Source organism: Achromobacter aloeverae (assembly GCF_004121055.1).
Lineage (GTDB): Bacteria > Pseudomonadota > Gammaproteobacteria > Burkholderiales > Burkholderiaceae_B > Bordetella_C > Bordetella_C aloeverae.
Map to the genome: position 1 here is coordinate 509,739 of NZ_PYAL01000005.1, position 19,085 is coordinate 528,823.

Here is a 19,085-nt window from a genome sequence, read left to right on the forward strand (position 1 = left end):
CTTTACTACTGGAGAAATACCTTGGCCATCAAACGATACGTGGCTGCGCTTTGCGCCGCGCTCGCCCTTGTCCTCCCCACGCTCGACGCCCACGCGGAGAAAGTCCTGCGCGTGGCCTCGACCATGGCCGACATTCCCTTGACCACCGGACAATCCAGCCAGGGCGGGGAGGGTACGCGTTTCATCGGCATCACGCTATATGACCAGCTCATTCGCTGGGACCTGTCGCGCTCCGACGTGCTGGCCAAGCTGGTGCCGGGCCTGGCGCTGAGCTGGTCGGTGGACGAGGCCACCCACAAGGTCTGGACGTTGAAGCTGCGCCCAGGCGTGAAGTTCCACGACGGCTCGGACTTCAATGCCGACGCCGTGGTCTGGACCTTCGACAAGCTGCTCAACCGCAAGGCGCCGCAGTTCGACCAGTCGCAGGCAGCGCAGATCAGCCAGTACATCGCCAACTTCGACACCTATCGGGCCATCGACCCGATGACGGTCGAGATCACCACCAAGGTGCCCGATGCGACCTTTCCTTACATGCTGGCGGGCATCAACATCGGCAGCAGTCCCGCTCGCTACAAGGAACTGGGCGGCGATTGGAGCAAGATCGCGTTCAAGCCCTCGGGCACCGGCCCGTGGATGCTGGACAAGCTGGTTCCGCGCGAGCGCGCGGAGATGGTGCGCAACCCCAACTATTGGGACCCCGCACGCGTGCCCAAGTCCGACCGCATGATCCTCTTCGCCATGCCCGACCCCAACACGCGCGTCGCGGCCCTGCTGTCGGGCCAGGTCGACTGGGTCGAGGCGCCGCCGCCCGACACCATCCCGCGCCTGAAGTCGGCGGGCATGCAGATCATCACCAATGTCTACCCGCACGTGTGGCCCTACATCCCCAATCTGGGCCCGGCCTCGGTGTTTCATGACATCCGCGTGCGCAAGGCAGCCAACCTGGCCATTGACCGCGTGGGCCTGTCGGAATTCCTGGGCGGCACCGCCATGCCCGCCCAGGGCGCCATCGACCCCAAGCATCCGTGGTTCGGCAAGCCGAATTTCAAGATCGAATACAACCCCGAGGAAGCCAAGCGCCTGATGAAGGAAGCGGGCTACGGTCCCGACAAGCCCGCCAAGATCCGGATCGCCGTGTCGACCTCGGGCTCGGGCCAAATGCAGCCGCTGCCCATGAACGAGTTCATCCAGGAAAACCTGAAGGAAGTCGGCTTCGACGTCGAGCTGGTCGTCATGGAATGGGAGGAGCTGCGCTCGCACCGCCGCGCCAGCGCTGACGAGCCGGCCAACAAGGGCATAGACGCGCTCAACAACAGCGTGGCGTACTGGGACCCCTACAGCGGCCTGATAGGCGTGGCCGATTCGCAGCTGCGTCCGCCCCGCGGCTACAACTGGGGGGGCTACAACGACCCCGAGGCCGACCGGCTGGCGCGCGCCGCGGCGGTGGAGTTCGACCCCGCCAAGCAGGACAAGCTGCTGGGACAGCTGCACTCCCGCATCGTCGACCAGGCCATGTGGATCTGGGTGGTGCACGACTTGAACCCACGGGCGCTCAGCCCCAGGGTCAAGGGTTTCGTGCAGGCACAGAGCTGGTTCCAGGACCTGACGCCCGTTTACGTAGAGTAGGACTCGTCACCATGCTGCGTTATGTGCTGCGTCGCATCCTGTATGCGATCCCGATCGCCCTCGGCGTGTCGCTGGTCTGCTTCTCGCTGGTCCACCTGGCCCCCGGCGACCCGCTCAGCGCGGTGCTGCCCGAGACCGCCACGCCGGAGCAGATCGCCGAGATCAAGGCCGACTACGGTTTCGACAGACCCCTGCCGATTCAATACCTGAAGTGGCTGGGCCGGGCGCTTGTTGGCGACCTGGGCTCGTCCATCAAGACGGGCCGGCCGGTAATGCAGGAGATCGCGCCAGCCATCGGCAACTCCATCCTGCTGGCGGTGGCGGCCATCTTGCTGGCCTTCTTCGTCGGCTCTGCCCTGGGCGTGCTGGCCGGCTACGCGCGCAGCCGCGCGGCCGACAGCGTGGTGACGGCCGTGGCGATCACCGGCGTGTCGATCCCGCACTATTGGCTGGGCATGGTGCTGATCGTGATCTTCTCGGTCGAGATGAACCTGCTGCCCGCCTCGGGCATGGGTGCGGCGGACTGGCAGCACATGATCCTGCCGGCGGTCACGCTGGCCTCCATCCCCATGGGGATCATCGCCCGCTCGATACGCGCGGCAGTCATCGAGACGCGCAAGCAGGAGTTCGTGCAGACGCTCTACGCCAAGGGGTTGCCGAGCCGGAAAGTATTCCGCCACGTGGCCAAGAACGTGGCGCCCACCGTGATGGCCGTCATGGGGCTGCAGTTTGCCCAGATGCTGGGCGGGTCGATCCTGGTTGAGACCGTGTTCGCATGGCCCGGCACGGGCTTCCTGATGAACTCGGCGATCTTCACGCGCGACCTGCCCATTCTGCAGGGGACGATCCTGGTGCTGGCGATGCTGTTCGTCGCCATGAACCTGGCCGTCGACATCCTGCAGATGCTGATGGATCCGCGGATCAAACGCAACTGATGACGGGTACGCCATGAACACGATCACGACCTCCGCTACCGCTACCGCCACCGCGTCGGCCCCCGCCGGGCCAGCGGCGTTCCGCCGGGCCAGCAAGGGCTTCTGGCACACCGTGGGGCGGCGCCTGGCGCGCGACCCCATCACCATGATCTGCGCGGTCATCCTGCTGCTGATCGTGTTGGCCGCGGTCTTCGCGCCCTGGCTGGGGCTGGACGATCCCTTCAAGCAGAGCATGGCGCGCCGGCTCAAGCCTTTCGGCTACCAGGGCCACTGGCTGGGCACCGACGAGCTGGGGCGCGATATGTTGTCGCGCCTGGTGTTCGGCGCCCGCATGTCGCTGTTCACGGGCTTCGTGCCTGTGGCCCTGGCCACGCTCATCGGCGGCTCTCTGGGCGTGGTGGCCGGTTATGCCGGCGGGCGCGTCAACATGGTCATCATGCGCTGCATCGACGTGTTCTACGCCTTTCCGTCGGTGCTGCTGGCCGTGGCGATCTCGGGGTTTCTCGGCTCCGGCCAGGTCAACGGCCTGGTTTCGCTGACCCTGGTCTTCGTGCCGCCTGTTGCCCGCATCTCGGAAAGCGTCACCACCCGCGTGCGCAACGAGGACTTCGTCGAGGCAGCCCGCGCCACGGGCGCCCCGACGCTGTCCATCCTGTTCACGCACGTGCTGTCCAACGTACTTGGCCCCATCCTTGTCTATGCCTCCAGCCTGATCAGCGTCAGCATCGTGATCGCCTCGGGCCTGAGCTTCCTTGGCCTTGGGGTCACGCCGCCCAACGCCGAGTGGGGCCTGATGCTGAGCACGCTGCGCCAGGCCATCTACGTCGCGCCGCTGACCGCCATCCTGCCCGGCGCCATGATCTTCATCACGTCGATGTGCTTCAGCCTGATGAGCGACGGCTTGCGCAACGCCATGGACGTCAAAGTCTGAGAGGGAAACCATGATCCTTGAAGATATGCACCGCGCCCCCGTGAATGCCCCGATCGGTCATGTGGCGCAGAGCGGCGAGTCCGACCCGAAACGCGACCGCGGCGGTCCGGCGCAGCCCATGCTGATCGTGCGCGGCCTGAAGAAGCATTTCGAGATCGGCGGGTCGGCGCTGGGCAAGAACAAGACCGTGGTGCGCGCCGTGGACGGCGTGAATTTCTCCGTGGGCAAGGGCGAGACGCTAGGCATCGTCGGCGAATCGGGCTGTGGCAAGTCGACCACGGCGCGCCTGCTGATGCACCTGATCACGCCGGATGCGGGCGACCTGATCTTCGACGGCGAAGAGGTCGGCAGCGTGCGCGGCATCAACGTCCGCGACCTGCGGCAGAACATGCAGATGGTGTTCCAGGATAGCTACGCCTCGCTGAATCCGCGCCTGACCATCCGCGACAGCATCGCCTACGGCCCGCGCGTGACCGGCATCGGCAAGGCCGAAGCCGTGGCGCGGGCCGAGAAGCTGCTCGGCATGGTCGGCCTGGAGCCTGGCATGTTCGCCCTGCGCTATCCGCACGAGCTGTCCGGCGGGCAGCGCCAGCGCGTCAATATCGCCCGCGCGCTGGCCATGGAGCCGCGCATGTTGATCCTGGACGAGTCGGTCTCGGCGCTGGACAAGTCGGTCGAGGCGCAGGTGCTGAACCTGCTGCGCCAGCTCAAGCGCGAGCTCAACCTCACCTACGTCTTCATTTCGCACGACCTGAACGTGGTGCAGTACGTCAGCGATCGCGTACTGGTGATGTATCTGGGCCAGGTGGTCGAGTCGGGGCCGGTCGGCGCCATCTACGGTGGCGCGCGCCATCCCTACACCACGGCACTGCTGTCTTCGCGGCCTTCGATGGATCCGCGCCGGCGCGTCGAGACGCCGCCGCTGTCTGGCGACCCGCCCAATCCGATCAATCCGCCCAGCGGCTGTCGTTTCCGCACGCGCTGCCCACATGCGCAGGCGCGCTGCGCCGAGGAGGCGCCGACCCTCGCTCCGTCGCCATTGGACCCGAACCATCTGGCGGCCTGCCATTTTCCACGAGCGGCCGCGGCCAGGGCCGCCTGACTGGAGTTTCATCATGACCCATATGCGTTCGCAGGCGGCCGGGCCGCTGGTGCAAGTCGAAGACCTGTCGGTACGCTTCGTGTCCCGCGACATGAACGTCCCCGTGGTCAACGGCGTCTCGTTCACCCTGGATCAGGGCGAGGTGCTGTGCCTGCTGGGCGAGTCCGGCTCGGGCAAGAGCGTGACCATGCGCGCGCTGATGCGCTTGCTGCCTCCCACCGCGCAGCTGGGCGGCAAGATCGTCGTCGACGGCGTGGACGTGCCGGCCCTGCCGCGCAACCGCCTGGGCGAGATCCGAGGCTCGCTGGTCTCGATGATCTTCCAGGAGCCGCTGACGGCCCTGGACCCCGTCTACACCATCGGCCAGCAGATCGGTGAGGCCGTGCGCGAGCACGAAGGCGTGAGCCAGCGCGACGCGATGCGTCGCGCGCTGGAGTTGCTGGAGCTGGTCCAGGTGCCCTCGGCCGCGCGCCGCCTGGCCGCCTATCCGCATGAACTGTCCGGTGGACTGCGCCAGCGCGCCATGATCGCCCTGGCCCTGTCGTGCCGTCCCAAGCTGCTGCTGGCCGACGAGCCGACCACGGCGCTGGACGCCACGGTGCAGATCCAGGTGCTGCTGCTGCTGCGGGAGCTGCAGCGCGAACTGGGCATGGCCACCATCTTCGTCACCCACGACCTGGGCGTGGCGTGCGAGGTGGCCGACAAAGTGGCGGTGATGTATGCCGGCCGTTTCGTCGAGACCGGCTCCATCGAGGACATCATGGACCGGCCCGCGCATCCCTACACCCAGGGCCTGTTGAATTCGACGGTGTCGGAAAACGACCGCGACCGCGACCTGGTCTCCATCCCCGGCGCGCCGCCCGACCTGACGGCCCTGCCGCCGGGCTGCAGTTTCGCGCCGCGCTGCGCCCAGCGCCGCCCCGAATGCGAGGCCCGGATGCCGGCGCTGTCCGGGCCGGCCGGGCACCAGTCACGCTGCATCCTGCCCGCCATACGCGCGGCGGCCTGAAACCGGCGGCATGACGCCGCCATGTTGTGCGAGGAACCACGCATGAGCACCCCGGAGTTGCATTTCCTGACGGCGAGCGAAGCTGGCCGCCTGTTGCAGGCGCGCAAGCTGTCGCCCGTCGAACTGCTGGACGCCTTCCTGCAGCGTATCGAGGCCGTCGACGGCAGGCTGAAGAGCTATCTGCTGATGACCGCCGACACAGCGCGCGCCGCTGCCAGGAAGGCGGAAAGCGACATCATGGCCGGCCGCTGGAAGGGTCCGCTGCACGGCATCCCCTATGCCGTGAAAGACAACTACTACACGCGCGGCGTACGCACTTGCGTGGGCTCGCGCGTGCTGATGGATTTCGTGCCCGACCACACCGCCACGGCCATCGACCGGCTCGATGGTGCCGGCGCCATCCTGCTGGGCAAGCTCAACACCTGGGAGTACGGCACGGGCAACGGCGGGGTGTACTTCGACCTGCCTTTCGAACCGGCCTGCAACCCGTGGGACCTGGACCGCTTCACCGGTGGCTCCTCCACCGGCTCGGGCGCCTCGGTCGCGGCCGGCACCGCCATGGCCGCCCTGGGCTCCGACACAGGTGGTTCGGTGCGCCTGCCCGCGGCGGCCTGCGGCTTGCAGGGTATGAAACCCACCTATGGCCGCGTCAGCCGCCACGGCATCCTGCCCAACTGCTATACCCTGGACGCGGCCGGGCCCCTGACCTGGACGGTCGAGGACAACGCGTTGATGCTGCGTGCGATCGCGGGGCACGATCCCGCCGATCCGGGATCGGCCAGGGTCGACGTGCCGGATTTCCTGGAAAACCTGGAAGCCGGCGTGCGCGGCATGACCCTCGGCGTGGTGCGCTACCTGGACGACGCCGATTCCGCGCTCGATGACAGCAACCGGGCCGCCATGGAAGACATGATCGCGGTGCTGGCAGGGGAGGGCGCGCATATCGTGGAGGTGAGGCTGCCGGTCCCGCTGGCGGAATACCGTAAGGTCACGTCCGTCATCAACTGGACCGAGTCGAGTTCCATCCACGAACAGGACTTCCTCGCGCATAACGAGCGGATGGGCCAGGCCCTGCGTGAGAAGATGATGGCCGGCTCGATGACCCGTGCGGTCGACTACCTCGCCGCCCAGCGCCGCCGGCGAGAGCTCGCCAACGCCACCAACGCCCTGGTCTGCAGCGTCGACGCCCTGGTGCTGCCGTGCGCCTTGCACGTCGCGCCGCCGTTCTCGGACTTCGACCGGGTCAAGGCGTTCACCACCGACACGGCCTGCCCTCCATTCAATGCCTCGGGACACCCGGCCATGTCGGTGTGCACCGGCTTTGACGCCGACGGCGTTCCCACCAACGCGCAGATCGTCGGCCGCTGGTTCGACGAGGCCACCGTCTATAAAGTCGCGCGCGCCTATGAACGCGCCACGGGCTGGCGCGCCGTCCGCCCCCAACTGTGAACGGGAGCGACGCAGCATGTCCAACACCGAATTGTTCCACCTGAGCGCGGGCGAGGCCGGACGCCTGCTGCAGGCGAGAAAGCTGTCTCCCGTCGAACTGGTCGAGGCATTCCTGCAGCGCATCGACGCCGTCGACGCCCGCGTGAAAAGCTACCTGCTGGTGATGGCCGACGCGGCCCGCGATGCTGCCAGGAAGGCGGAGGGCGACATCATGGCCGGCCGCTGGAAAGGCCCGCTGCACGGCATTCCCTACGCCGTCAAGGATAACTACTACACGCGCGGCGTACGCACCTGCGCGGGCTCGCGTGTGCTGATGGATTTCGTGCCCGGGTACAACGCCACGGCGATCGACCGGCTCGCGGACGCGGGCGCCATCCTGCTGGGCAAGCTCAATACCTGGGAATACGGCACGGGCAACGGCGGTGTGTACTTCGACCTGCCCTTCGAGCCCGCCTGCAACCCCTGGGACCTGGATAGATTCACCGGTGGCTCGTCCACCGGCGCGGGCGCCTCGGTCGCCGCCGGCACCGCCATGGTGGCGATGGGTTCGGACACGACCGGCTCGGTGCGGCTGCCCGCGGCCTCCTGTGGCCTGCAGGGCATGAAGCCCACCTACGGCCTGATCAGTCGCCACGGCATCCTGCCCAACTGCTTCAGCATGGACACGCCCGGCCCGATGACCTGGACGGTCGAGGACAACGCCATCATGCTGCGCGCCGTGGCGGGCCACGATCCCGCCGATCCCGCCTCGGCCCGGCGGCCGGTGCCCGACTATCTGGCCAATCTGGAAGCCGGCGTGCGTGGCCTGACCATCGGCATCCTGCGGGAGTTCGGCCCCGAGGGCCAGCACCTGGACGACGCAAACCGCGCGCAGCTGGAGGACATGGCCGCCGTGCTGGCGCGCGAAGGCGCCCGCATCGTCGAGGTCGAACTGCCCGCGCGGATCGCCGACTATCGCCGCGTCACCACCGTGATCGGCCACAGCGAGTCCGCCACCATCCATGAGACCGACCTGCTGGCGCGCGGCGCCGAGATGGGCTTTGCGTTGCGCGACAAGCTGATGTCCGGCGCCATGATCCGCTCGCTGGACTATCTGGCCGCGCAGCGCCGCCGGCGCGAACTGGCCTGCGCCACCGACGCCATGGTGTGCTCGGTCGATGCGCTGATCGCGCCGTGCGCCTTCCATGTCGCGCCCCCGTTCGCCGACAACGATGTCCTGCGGACCCTGACCAGCCAGAACTGCTGCCCGCCCTTCAATGTGTCGGGCCACCCTGCCATGACCGTCTGCACCGGCTTCGACGGCGACGGCCTGCCCACCAATGCCCAGGTTGTCGCCCGCTGGTTCGACGAGGCAACGGTCTACCGCGTGGCCCGCGCCTACGAGCGCGCCACGGCCTGGCGCGACAGGCGTCCCGTCCTTTGACACTTTTTCGATTCCCTTCAGGAGACCTGCCATATGAACACCGATACGACCGGAAGCTGGACCTACGACGAGATCGTGGCGCACTGCAGGCGCTACGGCATCGTCCTGCCTGAAGCACAGATCAAACGCATGCACGAGCTGTCGGCCACCGTGTCCCAGACGGGACTGGGTATTCCGCGCATGCCGTCGAAAGACCGCGAGCCGGCCCTGACCTTCGTGATGCCCACCGAATAAGCCCCTTTTCCAGGAAACGCCATGGAACCCTATGAGTTGACCGCCACCGCGGCCTCGAAGCTGATCGCCGAGAAGAAACTGTCCTGCGAAGAACTCGCCCGCTCGACGCTGGCGCGCATCGAGGAACGCGAACCCGTCGTCAAGGCCTGGAGCTACGTTGACCGCGATATGGTCATCCGCAAGGCGCGTGACCTGGACAAGACGCCGCCGAAGACTCCGCTGCATGGCCTGACCTTCGGCGTGAAGGACGTGATCGAGACCGTCGACATGCCTACGCAGCAGAACTCGCCGCTGTACGCCGGCCACCAGAGCGGCCAGGATGCCGCCTGCGTGGCGGTGGTGCGCCACGGTGGCGCGCTCATCGTGGGCAAGACCGACACGGTGGAATTCGCCTCGGGAGGCCGTATGGCCGCGACGCACAATCCGCACAACGGGGCTCACACGCCGGGCGGCTCGTCCTCCGGCTCCGGCGCGGCGGTGGGCGACCTGCAGGTGCAGTTGGCCTTCGGCACGCAGACTGGCGGCTCGCACATCCGCCCGGCCGCCTTCAACGGCATATACGGCATCAAGCCCACGCACGGCGCGGTCAGCCGCGAGGGCGCCAAGAACTACTCTCACACGCTGGACACCATCGGCTGGTACGGCCGTTCGGTGGACGACCTGGAACTGGTGGCCCGCGAATTCCGCCTGTTCGGCATCGATGCGCCGGAGACGGTCGCGCTGAAAGGCCTGCGCGTCGGCTTGTGCCGCACGCCCTATTGGGACAAGGCCGACGGCTATGCCAAGGCGGCGCTGCTGGAAGCGGGCCGCCGCCTGGAGAAAGCCGGCGCCATCGTGGTCGAGTTCGACCTGCCCGCTTCCTTCGCCGGCCTGGACGACGCCCAGCACGCCGTGATTTACGGTGAAGGCCGCGGCGCCTTCCTTCCCGTCTACCTGGGCCCCCAGCGTCACCTGTTGGCCCAGCACTTCGTCGACATCGTCGAGAATACGAAGAACGATCCCCAGATCACGCCGAAGATGCTGGTGGACGCCTACGATCTCGCCGCCAGGTGCCGCATGGAGTTCGACGCGATGATCCCCGGCACGGTGGACGTTGTGATGGCGCCGGCCTCGCCGGGCGAGCCGCCCGAAGGACTGTCCTCGTCGGGCAACCCGGTCTTCAATGCCATGTGGACGCTGCTGCACGTGCCCTGCCTGGCCATCCCGGTGGGCAAGAGCCCGCGCAACCTGCCGCTGGGCATCCAGCTGGTGGGACCGCGCTTCGCGGATGCCCGGCTGATCCATATTGCCCACGCCTGCGCGCCCGCCATCCACGAAAACAACGCGCTGGGCGTTATCCAGGCTTGACGCAGGCAATCCACACCGTGCCCTCCCGATCCTGTGTTACGCAATGGGGCCTGCTGGTCCTGTTGTCCGCGTTGTTCGGTACAGCCGCCGTGTCGGCCGGACTCAGCGGCGGCGTCCTCGTCTCCGCCATGGCCGCCTCGGTCCTCATGGGCTTGCGCGGCGCCCGCATCGCGGTGCCGCTGCCGGTCTTCGGCGTGGCCCAGGGCGTCATCGGCTGCGTCATCGCTTCCACGCTGGAAATCAGCGTGCTGCAGAGTGTCGGCCTGCACCTGTGGCCCATGGTTGTCTCGGTCACGCTGACGATGCTGGCAGCCGTGGCTACGGGCGTCGTGCTGGCACGCTGGGGATCCCTGCCGGGAAGCACTGGGGTCTGGGGCATCATGCCCGGCGCGGCGTCGGCGATGTCCGCCATGTCGGCGGATTTCGGCGGCGATCCTCGCATCGTCGCGCTGATGCAGTACACGCGCGTGCTGATCGTGGTGCTTTCGACCACGGCGGTATCGCATCTGCTGATGCAGCCGGGCGAACCGGCCCCACCCCTTACGGCGGCGGGCGTGCACACCGCGCAGGGATGGCAGGCGTGGTTTGCCGCCGCCGCAACCCTGCTCATCGCGGTGGCGGGCGCCATGCTGGGGCGTGCCATGCGCATGCCGGCGGGCACGCTGTTCATGCCCCTGATGCTGGGCAGCGTATTCAAGTTGAGCGGCACGATCGACCTGCACGTGCCTTACTGGTTGTCCATTCTGGCGTTCTGCACCATCGGCTGGACCATCGGCCTGAAATTTCGCCGCAACCTGCTGCTGCCCCTGGTGCGGACCATGCCCGCCATCATCGTGGGCATCCTGGCGCTGATCTTCCTGTGCGGGGTGTCGGGCTGGGTACTGACCCTGACGGCCGGGGTCAGCCCCATGACGGCCTACCTGGCCACCAGTCCGGGCGGGCTGGATTCGGTGTCAGCCCTGGCGCTCAGCGTGCAGGCGGACATGCCATTCGTCGTTGCGCTGCAGACATTCCGGCTGTTCGTGGTGATCCTGGTGGGGCCTTTCGTGGGGCGCTGGCTGGCCAGGGCTGCATTGGCCTGAGCGCGAGCCGTTCCAGGACCGGGCCGGGCAGGGCGCGGCCCCGCCCGGCCGGACCCGCTTACGCGGGCTCGATCACGCCCAGCGCATCGTTCTCGTGGATGGCCGGCGCGCAGGCCCGAGCGATGTCCAGCACGCGGTCGTCGGCGAAGCGCGGCCCCACCAGCTGGACGCCCAGCGGCAGGCCTTTCGGCGTCTTGCCCACGGGAATTCCCACGCACGGCACGTGCAGCAGCGTCCACATGGAGTTGAAGATGGGGTTGCCCGTGTCGCCCAGCCCCTGCGGCGGCTCGCCGGGTGAGGCCAGCGCCAGCACCACGTCCAGCCCGGGGCCGAACAAGGCCTCGAAGTCCATTCGGCATCTCGCGGCCAGGTCGTAGGCCGCGCACATCTTCTGGGGCGTGATGCCGTGCAGGTTGCCGACCACCTCGCGATAGTGTTCGGCCAGCAGGTGGCTGCGGGGGCCGAGGTAGTCCGCCAACAGGGCGCCGCGCGCCTCGCCATACATGATGGTGTTCTGCGCGTCGAACATGCCGGCGAACGCCGCGGGCAGCGCCAGTTCGGTGACGATGGCGCCGGCGGCCTCCAGCCGGCGGCCGGCCGCCTTGAGCGCGGCCCGGCCGTAGGCGTCCGCGTGCTGCCAGGCGGGAGATGGACACAGGCCCACCTTCAGGCCCTTGAGCGCGACTGGCCGGGCCGCCTCGGTGCCGAACAGCCGATAGGCCTGGGCCAGTAGCGCCAGGTCGTCCACCGACCGGCCGTACCAGCCGATGGTGTCCAGCGTGTGCGAGGTGTTCTTGGCGCCTTCGCGGCTGACCGCGCCGTGCGTGGGTTTCATGCCGTAGATGCCGTTATAGGCGGCCGGGCGGATCACCGAGCCCGCCGTCTGCGTGCCGAAGGCCAATTGCACCTGCAGGTCGCCCACTGCCGCACCCGAGCCCGAGGACGAGCCGCCCGGCGTGTAGTCCAGGTTGTGCGGGTTGCGCGTGGCCGCCTTGCGGCCCCGGAAGGCGAATTCGACCGTGTCGGTCTTGCCCACGATGAGTGCGCCGCTGTGGCGTACCACCGCCACGCAGGCGGCATCCTGGCCGCTCTGGTGGCCCAGGTACAACGGCGAATTGTGCTGCGTCGGCATGTCCGCCGTCTCGATGATGTCCTTCACGCCTACCGTCAGCCCGTGCAGCGGGCCCTTGGGCGGCGTCTTGTCCAGCTCGCGGGCGTTGCGGATCACCATGTCGCGGTCGACGTAGCTCCAGGCCTTGACGAGCGGGTCGCGCGCCTCGATGCGGGCCAGGGTCGATCGCGCCAACTCCTCGCACGACAGTTTCTTCTCCGCGATCAGCGCCGATGCCTGCGACGCGGTCAGCTCATACGGTTCCATGCGTTTTCTCCAGGAAGGATCTTGTTCACTCGACGTAGACCGGCGTCAGGTCCTGGTACCAGCTCTGCGCCTGCACGAAACCCTTGACCTTGGGTCCCAGGGCGCGCGGGTTCAGGTCGTGCACCACCCAGATCCACATGGCCTGGTCGACGATGCGCGCGTGCAGCTGGGCCAGTATCTCGTTCTGCTTGGCGGGATCGAATTCGTTGAACGCGGCATCGACCAGCCTGTCGGTCTCCGGGTCGCTGAAACCGCCCCAGTTGTAGCCCGCCGGCGGGCGCAGCTTGGAGCCCGCCACGCCCAGCAGGCCGATGAACGGATCCCAGTAGCCGAAGCTGTTGTTGATGCCCGCGATGCCCTTGTTGGACGGGTCGTCCGAGCCGGCGCGCCGGTGGGCGCGCAGTTCCTCCCACTCCATTACCACCAGTTCGGCGTCGATGCCGACTTCCTTGAAGTTTTCCTGGATGAACTCGTTCATGGGCAAGGGCTGCATCTGGCCGGATCCCGCGGTCGACACCGCCAGCTTGATCTTCAGCGGCTTCTCGGGCGTGTAGCCGGCCTCTTTCATCAGGCGCCTGGCTTCCGTGGGGTTGTATTCGATCTTGAAGTTCGGCTTGCCGAACCACGGGTGCTTGGGATCGACCATCCCTCTGGCCGGCATGGCGGTGCCGCCCAGGAATTCCGACAGGCCCACCCGGTCGATGGCCAGGTTCGCTGCCTTGCGGATGCGGATGTCCCGGAACGGCGAATCCGGCGAGTAGCTCAGCTGATAGGGCCAGATATGCGGATAGATGTTGGTCACGATCTGCATGCCGCCGGACTTCAGGCGCGGGATCGTGTCGGGCGGCGGCGCCTCGATCCAGTCGACCTGGCCCGACAGCAGTGCCGCGACGCGCGTATTGGAGTCCGGCATGGCGAGCACCACCAGGCGGTCGGACTTGGGCACGCGCGCCGGGTCCCAGTAATTGGGATTGCGCACCATCTCGATCTTCTCGCGCGGCACCAGCTTGTCCAGCATCCACGGGCCGGTGCCCGAGGGCTTGAACGCGATCTTGCTCCAGTCTCCGCCCAGTTCCTTGTAGCGGGCCGGACTGCTGATCATGATGCCCGCCACCATATATGGAAACGTCGCATCCGCTGCCTTGGTGGCGATCTCCACCGTCAGCGGATCGACCACGCGGTAAGAGGCGATGTTCAGCACATACTGGCTGGCCTGCGTGGCCTGGGCCTGGTCGAACTGCGCCGCGCCGCGGTTGAGCACTTTGTCGAGGTTCCAGACCACGGACTCGGCGTCGAAGGCCGAACCGTCGTGGAACTTCACGCCCGGCCGCAGCTTGAACGTCCACACCTTGTGCGTGGCCGCATCGGATGACCAGCTCTGCGCCAGGCCCGGCGCCAGGGAGGCGGCCACGTCGGCGCGCGACAGATCCCACCGGATCAGCGCGTCATAGAGCTGATAGCCGACGAACCGCTGGCCCTCGCCGCCCTGGCTGGGCTGGCCGGTGGTCAGGGGTATGTCCGCGAAGGTGGCGGCGACCCGCAGGACTTTTTCAGCCTGCGCGCCGGCCGCGGGCGAGGCAAGTACCAGGGCGGCGCAAAAAGAGGCCGCAAGACGTTTCACCGCCGAAACCGCGGATCCAGGCATGGCAGAATTCCCCTGTTTGGCAAGCCTGCCCGCCGCGCGGGGTGCGCGTCAGATCTGGGATTGCCAGTGTTGTATTGGCCAAAAATAAAACATTTGTTTTACTCTATAGGCCAAGCCGGCGTCTAAATATTGGGGTTTCCACTTAAAATATCGCGAAATGGCGCGTAGATCCCCTCAGTGGTGAGCGCTGTGCTTATAAAACAAAACAGGAAATTCAAACATAAGGAGGAACCTGTGGCGAACTTTCCCCTGCTGCGCGCCGACGCGGCCAGGCCCGGCACGCCCGACGTCCCAGCCCCCCCAAGCGGCGCCGATTCCCCCGTCGCGGAACGCATCCTGCAAGCCGCCCGGCAACTGATCGCCCTGAAGGGGCCTGCCACCACGACGGTGCGCGACATCTGCGACGCCTCCAGCGTCAACGTCGCCGCCGTCAATTACTACTTCGGCTCGAAAGACGCGCTGGTCCGCGCGGCGCTGATGTCCATCCTGGAGCCCGTCAACATCGAGCGGCGCAGGCTGCTGGAGGATGCCAAGCAGCGCTTCCGGCCGAACCCGGTGCCGATCCCGGTCATCCTGGACGCGCTGTTCCGGCCGATCGTGCAAAGCGAGCGCGCCGCCGACGGCGGGCGCCTGTTCATCCGTGCCGAGAACCACCTGCGCGCCGTGCCGGACAGCGACTACACCTTGTACATAGGCCGCCAGTTGAACGACTACGCGGAGATCTTCATCGACGCCATGGCCGACAGCCTGCCGCAACTGACGCGGGCGGAGCTGATCTGGCGCTATGAATTCGCCCGCGGCGCGGCCATGCACCTGCTGTCGAACTGCGATCCGTTGTCGAGGAAATTCCAGGTGCTGTCCGGCGAAGGCGCGATGATCGACCTGGACGACGACGAACTGGTGCTGCGCGAACTGGTCATCAGCACCCTGCTGGGACTGAGCGCGCCCGCCGTATGGAGCGACCAGGACCTGCGTCCCGGGCAGGGCGCGCCAGCGCTGCGCGAAAGCGCGCCCGCCGAGCCGGCGCGCTGAGGGATGCCGCGGACCACAGCGCGGGTCCGCGTGGCCTGGCGCCTTTAGCACTAGTGCGCTCACCCGCTTGGCGAAAGCCGCCGGATCCGCAATCTGCGGGCCCTCGGCAAGCTCGGGGCGGTCAATCACACCGCGTACGAAGCGCAGGTACGCGAGTGACAGCCGCTCGACGCCGTCCATGATGAAGACGCGAAGATGTTTACCGAAAACGGTCTGTGGTTCGATCCCAATACCGTAGGGTTGACAGGATCGCGGCGCGTCCCATCGCGTTGGATGCAAGTCCATCGTACCTATACGTCAGGTGCGTTCAAGCGAGATTCCAACGCTTCGATGACATGCAGCACGTCCTTGATCTCAGGCAACGGTCCGAAGATCATCCCACCCATCGCCACGTAGTCGCGTGCAAGGGCCTCGCGCATGGACTGCGACGGCGTCAGGGTGAAAGTGCCGTGTGCTGCAGTATCCAGTCCCAGGTCGGCGCTGCCGAAGAACAGTCGGGCGTGCCGCGCGCAGTCTTGCGCCAGCTCGCGGTTGGCCCGCCAGGCCGTCACGTCGGGATGCTGCAGCAGGCGGTAGATGTCGTAGTAGTGCCGCGAGACGCGCTGGCCACCCTGACGCAGTTGCCCCCGGCGGTCGTGCCACTGGAGCAAGCCATGCAGAATCATGATCTTGTCCCAGAATGTGCGTTCAGGCTTGACGGTAGTGACGTTGTGCACGGCCATGTCGAGGTCGGGTAGATCGTCGGCGATGTAGGGGATGACGGTGGCCGCTTCGTGCGGGTCAAGCGCCGATTTGGCGCCGGCCTCGATCTTCACGGCTGAGCGGATGTAGTCGCCCGGTGCGGCAGTCACGGCGGGGTACCAGAAAAGCAGCGTTTGCTGGTCGGGATCGTCGGGGTCCAGGTCCACGCGGAAACGGTCGGCGGGTATGGCCCGCGAAGCGATCTCGCGGAGCTGCACTGCCATGCCCTCGACGATGTATTGCTGGCAGGCCACGCGGATGCGTTCGAGCCGGATGCGCCGCTGCTTGCCGCTCAGGGCGTCAAGATCCGCGGCCTCGATCGGCTCGCCGATGTCTTGGCGAAACACAGTGATGTCGATGTCTTCGGAAAACCGCGAAATCAGTCCGAATGCCTTCGACAGCGACGTGCCGCCTTTGAACAGCAGCCGCGGGCCGCCTGGCGGCATGCCGTTGAACAGCGCATCTAGGGTCCAGCACACCCAGAAGTCCTTCTCGACGTTCTGGACCGCTGTGCCCAAGCGAGCGGCCGCCGTCAGGAACAGGCCGCGCCGTTCCTCGTCGCTCGCCTGGATGATCGTATTGAAATTCGGGTTCATTCCAGGGCCTCGGCGCGAGTGCGGCGCCCGGGAGAGCCGGCCGCCGACGCCTCAGATGCGCCGGCCTGCGGGTCGCAGCCGGGCAGTTCGCGGACGACGGCCTGCATCCACGCCGGCAGCGTGTGAAAACCGGCCAGCAGGTCTTGGCGGATTGCGTCGCCCTGCGCTGGATCGTCCAGCAGCGCGGACAGCCGCTTGACGATGCGCGGCTTGTCCGCCGGCAAGGTGTCCTTGATCCAATGCAGCGCCTGCACGACGCGCATGGCCGGCCGGCCGGCCCAATACAGGCGGCTCGGCGCCGTCAGCTTGAACTGGATCGTCAGTTTGTCGAGTTGGATACTGCGCCGGCGCGCGTCGGTGTGGATCGTGACGTGTGCGGGCACGGCATCGGTCAGGCCCAGGTCGTTGGCTGCGGTCATGCCATCGACCAGCAGGCGCAGTTGATCGCGGCGGGCGATGGCGTCCACGACCGCGCGGTAGTCCGGGGCCGTGGGCTTCTTGGTCAGGCTGTTCATCTTGGGGCGGTCGTACAGGCCACGATCGATGCGACGCAGTTGGTCCGATGCGACCAGGCGCTGCAATGCCTTGTCCACGGCATCGCGGCCGCCAAGATGGACGAAATCGGTCGGCACCCACACTTGGCCGGGGGAGGCCGTGTCCATGTGGGCCAGGATCTGGCTCTTGAGAACGGTCATAGAGTACCTCTGTCCGATATTTGTATATCTTTTTCGGACTATTGGCAACCGTGTCCGAAATTTGTGATCAATCCCAGACAGAAGATGCCCATGTGAGCCTTCAACCGTCCCCGTGACCAATCTGGAACGAACGCTCATCGATATCACGGTACACCCCGCCTATGCCGGCGGGGTGTTCGAGGTACTCAATGCTTTCCAATTGGCTAAAGAACAGGTGTCGGTCGATGCCTTGGCAGCCATGATGAAGGTGATTGGCCACACTTATCCCTATCACCAAGCTATCGGATTCTATGTGGAGCGAGCGGGTTATCGGTCCAGCTTGTTGGATCTGATCAGGCAAGTGCCGATGAACTATGGGCTTGCCCCGTTCCGCCGGACAGGTTGTTTAACCTAACAAGTCGCCGCCTGGAACTGCATGGGGCTGACGTATCCCAGCGTTGAGTGCTGGCGTCGTGCGTTGTAGAACCGCTCGATGTAGTCGAACACGTCGGCGCGACATTCATCTCGGGATCGGTGGATTCGTCGGTTCAGGCGTTCGGTTTTCAGCGTGGAGAAGAAGCTCTCCATGGCGGCATTATCCCAGCAGTCCCCCCGCTTGCTCATGCTGCACACGATCCCGGCGTCGGCCAGCAGCATCTGGAACTGCTCACTGGTGTACTGGCTGCCCTGGTCGGAGTGATGCAGGACTTCGCGCGGTCGGCCTCGCCGATGCAACGCCATCATCAGGGCGTCGGTCACCAACTGCGACGTCATGCTGGCCTGCATGGACCAACCGACGATACGTCGTGAGTACAAGTCCATGACGGCCGCCACGTAAAGCCAGCCCTCCGCGGTCCAGACGTAGGTGAAGTCAGCCACCCATTTCTGGTTGGGCGCGCGGGCCGTAAAGTCTCGATCCAGCACGTTGGCGGCGATCGCATGAGCCGATCTTGGCCCCGTATCTGACGGATGGCGACGGCGCCTGGTTCGTGCCACGAGGTTTGCGCGACGCATCAGACGTGCCACTCGATGCCTACCGCAGTGCTCGCCCCACGCGCGCAGATCCCGCCATACCCGAGGGCTGCCGTATGTCCGATCGCTGGCCTGGAAGCTCTCTCGGATACGGCCAGTCAATCGCTCGTTGGCCTGTTCCCGAGCGCTGGGCGAGCGGCCATGCCATTCGTAAAAGCCGCTGCGCGATACGCCCAGGGTTCGACACCGCTCGCTGACCGACCAGACGGCCCGATGTCGGGCGATAAACGGATACTTCATGTCTGGTCCTTGGCAAAGTATCCGACCGCTTTTTTTAGTATGTCCCGTTCGGTCTTGACCTTTGCCAATTCCCGGCGCAACTGCTCGATTTCCTGCTGTTGGGCGCTCTTGAGCGGTTTACCAGCAGTCGGCTCCCATGTGCCGCCACGCATTTGCGTCACCCACCGACGCAGTACGCTGGGATCTACCCCAAGATCCTGGGCGATTTTCGATACGTTGCTATCCGGCTGTTCAGCCAGGCGTACCGCCTCGCGCTTGAACTCGTCCGTGATGGTTCTTCTGGTCCGTGCCATATTTCTGCTCTCCAGGCATCATCATGCCATCTGATGTGTCCGGAGAGATAGGGCAAGCCCACTGTGCGAGCGCTTGAATATCTCGCCCCGTACGTTGGAGAATATGGTGAATGCCGGCACCTTTCCGCCATCCGTACGGGTAGGGAAGTATGTCTACTGGAGCGAAGTTTCCGTGAATTCTTGGCAGCGCCGGATGTTTTCGGCGCAGGAAGCTTGGACGCTGCATTAGTGACTTGCCAGGCGCCCAATAGCCTGAGCGAGGGTCCTGGCTTGCAGTGGCAGCGCTCCAACTGCCACCATACTGAGCCCCTAGCTC

General features: G+C 66.3%; 18 protein-coding genes. 13 read left to right on the plus strand and 5 right to left on the minus strand.

Annotation, left to right across the window (positions count from 1 at the left end; genetic code table 11):
• Positions 1-21 precede the first annotated feature (21 nt).
• The 10 genes from C7R54_RS19070 to C7R54_RS19115 all read left to right on the plus strand — a co-directional run bounded on the left by C7R54_RS19070 (position 22) and on the right by C7R54_RS19115 (position 11,138).
• Entirely contained in the window at positions 22-1,626 is a 1,605-nt protein-coding gene (locus tag C7R54_RS19070; RefSeq protein ID WP_204524357.1) for an ABC transporter substrate-binding protein, read from the plus strand.
• 14 nt (positions 1,627-1,640) lie between these two features.
• Complete coding sequence (locus C7R54_RS19075; protein WP_204524361.1) at positions 1,641-2,561, plus strand: ABC transporter permease; 921 nt, start codon at positions 1,641-1,643, stop codon at positions 2,559-2,561.
• Between the two features lie 13 nt (positions 2,562-2,574).
• The gene (locus tag C7R54_RS19080; protein WP_129151985.1) at positions 2,575-3,492 is read left to right on the plus strand and encodes an ABC transporter permease; all 918 of its coding nucleotides are present in this window, start codon (positions 2,575-2,577) and stop codon (positions 3,490-3,492) included.
• A 118-nt stretch (positions 3,493-3,610) separates the two neighbouring features.
• The gene (locus C7R54_RS19085) at positions 3,611-4,594 is read left to right on the plus strand and encodes an ABC transporter ATP-binding protein (RefSeq protein ID WP_240039613.1); all 984 of its coding nucleotides are present in this window, start codon (positions 3,611-3,613) and stop codon (positions 4,592-4,594) included.
• A gap of 13 nt (positions 4,595-4,607) precedes the next feature.
• Entirely contained in the window at positions 4,608-5,603 is a 996-nt protein-coding gene (locus C7R54_RS19090) for an ABC transporter ATP-binding protein (protein WP_240039597.1), read from the plus strand.
• A gap of 42 nt (positions 5,604-5,645) precedes the next feature.
• Positions 5,646-7,052, plus strand: coding sequence for an amidase (locus C7R54_RS19095; protein ID WP_158021242.1), 1,407 nt, complete (start codon positions 5,646-5,648; stop codon positions 7,050-7,052).
• A 16-nt stretch (positions 7,053-7,068) separates the two neighbouring features.
• A complete protein-coding gene (locus C7R54_RS19100; RefSeq protein ID WP_158021243.1) occupies positions 7,069-8,475 on the plus strand; it encodes an amidase in 1,407 nt (468 codons plus the stop codon).
• Between the two features lie 33 nt (positions 8,476-8,508).
• On the plus strand, positions 8,509-8,709 hold the full coding sequence (locus tag C7R54_RS19105) for a hypothetical protein (RefSeq protein WP_129151988.1): 201 nt from the start codon (positions 8,509-8,511) through the stop codon (positions 8,707-8,709).
• 21 nt (positions 8,710-8,730) lie between these two features.
• Positions 8,731-10,056 carry an amidase gene (locus C7R54_RS19110; RefSeq protein WP_129151989.1) on the plus strand — a complete coding sequence of 442 codons (1,326 nt, stop codon included), beginning with the start codon at positions 8,731-8,733 and terminating at the stop codon, positions 10,054-10,056.
• 17 nt (positions 10,057-10,073) lie between these two features.
• The gene (locus C7R54_RS19115) at positions 10,074-11,138 is read left to right on the plus strand and encodes an AbrB family transcriptional regulator (RefSeq protein ID WP_158021244.1); all 1,065 of its coding nucleotides are present in this window, start codon (positions 10,074-10,076) and stop codon (positions 11,136-11,138) included.
• A 58-nt stretch (positions 11,139-11,196) separates the two neighbouring features.
• On the opposite strand, the gene C7R54_RS19120 is transcribed toward C7R54_RS19115, so the two are convergent.
• Together C7R54_RS19120 and C7R54_RS19125 are read right to left on the minus strand one after the other, a co-directional pair.
• Entirely contained in the window at positions 11,197-12,516 is a 1,320-nt protein-coding gene (locus C7R54_RS19120) for an amidase (RefSeq protein WP_129151991.1), read from the minus strand.
• Between the two features lie 25 nt (positions 12,517-12,541).
• Entirely contained in the window at positions 12,542-14,161 is a 1,620-nt protein-coding gene (locus C7R54_RS19125; RefSeq protein ID WP_129151992.1) for an ABC transporter substrate-binding protein, read from the minus strand.
• Positions 14,162-14,395: 234 nt separating this feature from the next.
• Between C7R54_RS19125 and C7R54_RS19130 the strand changes: the two genes are divergently transcribed.
• Positions 14,396-15,193: a TetR/AcrR family transcriptional regulator gene (locus C7R54_RS19130; RefSeq protein ID WP_158021245.1), complete on the plus strand. Its 798-nt coding sequence runs from the start codon at positions 14,396-14,398 to the stop codon at positions 15,191-15,193.
• 290 nt (positions 15,194-15,483) lie between these two features.
• Here the strand turns inward: C7R54_RS19130 and C7R54_RS19135 are convergent, their stop codons facing one another.
• Both C7R54_RS19135 and C7R54_RS19140 read right to left on the minus strand, forming a co-directional pair.
• On the minus strand, positions 15,484-16,530 hold the full coding sequence (locus C7R54_RS19135) for a nucleotidyl transferase AbiEii/AbiGii toxin family protein (protein ID WP_129151994.1): 1,047 nt from the start codon (positions 16,528-16,530) through the stop codon (positions 15,484-15,486).
• Positions 16,527-17,225 carry a DUF6088 family protein gene (locus C7R54_RS19140; protein WP_129151995.1) on the minus strand — a complete coding sequence of 233 codons (699 nt, stop codon included), beginning with the start codon at positions 17,223-17,225 and terminating at the stop codon, positions 16,527-16,529. Before C7R54_RS19140 ends, C7R54_RS19135 begins: the two co-directional genes overlap by 4 nt.
• A 112-nt stretch (positions 17,226-17,337) precedes the next feature.
• Here C7R54_RS19140 and C7R54_RS19145 point away from each other — a divergent pair, with 112 nt between their 5' ends.
• On the plus strand, positions 17,338-17,619 hold the full coding sequence (locus C7R54_RS19145; protein WP_240039598.1) for a hypothetical protein: 282 nt from the start codon (positions 17,338-17,340) through the stop codon (positions 17,617-17,619).
• Here the strand turns inward: C7R54_RS19145 and C7R54_RS19150 are convergent.
• Positions 17,616-18,769, minus strand: a protein-coding gene (locus tag C7R54_RS19150; RefSeq protein WP_240039599.1) for an IS3 family transposase whose coding sequence is annotated in 2 segments (ribosomal slippage) — positions 17,616-18,502 and positions 18,502-18,769 — 1,155 coding nt in all. Because the reading frame shifts where the segments join, the coding sequence is not laid out codon by codon here. The genes C7R54_RS19145 and C7R54_RS19150 overlap by 4 nt on opposite strands.
• Positions 18,770-18,842: 73 nt before the next feature.
• On the opposite strand from C7R54_RS19150, the gene C7R54_RS19155 reads away from it, so the two are divergent.
• On the plus strand, positions 18,843-18,998 hold the full coding sequence (locus tag C7R54_RS19155) for a helix-turn-helix transcriptional regulator (RefSeq protein ID WP_275669697.1): 156 nt from the start codon (positions 18,843-18,845) through the stop codon (positions 18,996-18,998).
• The last annotated feature ends 87 nt before the right edge of the window (positions 18,999-19,085 follow it).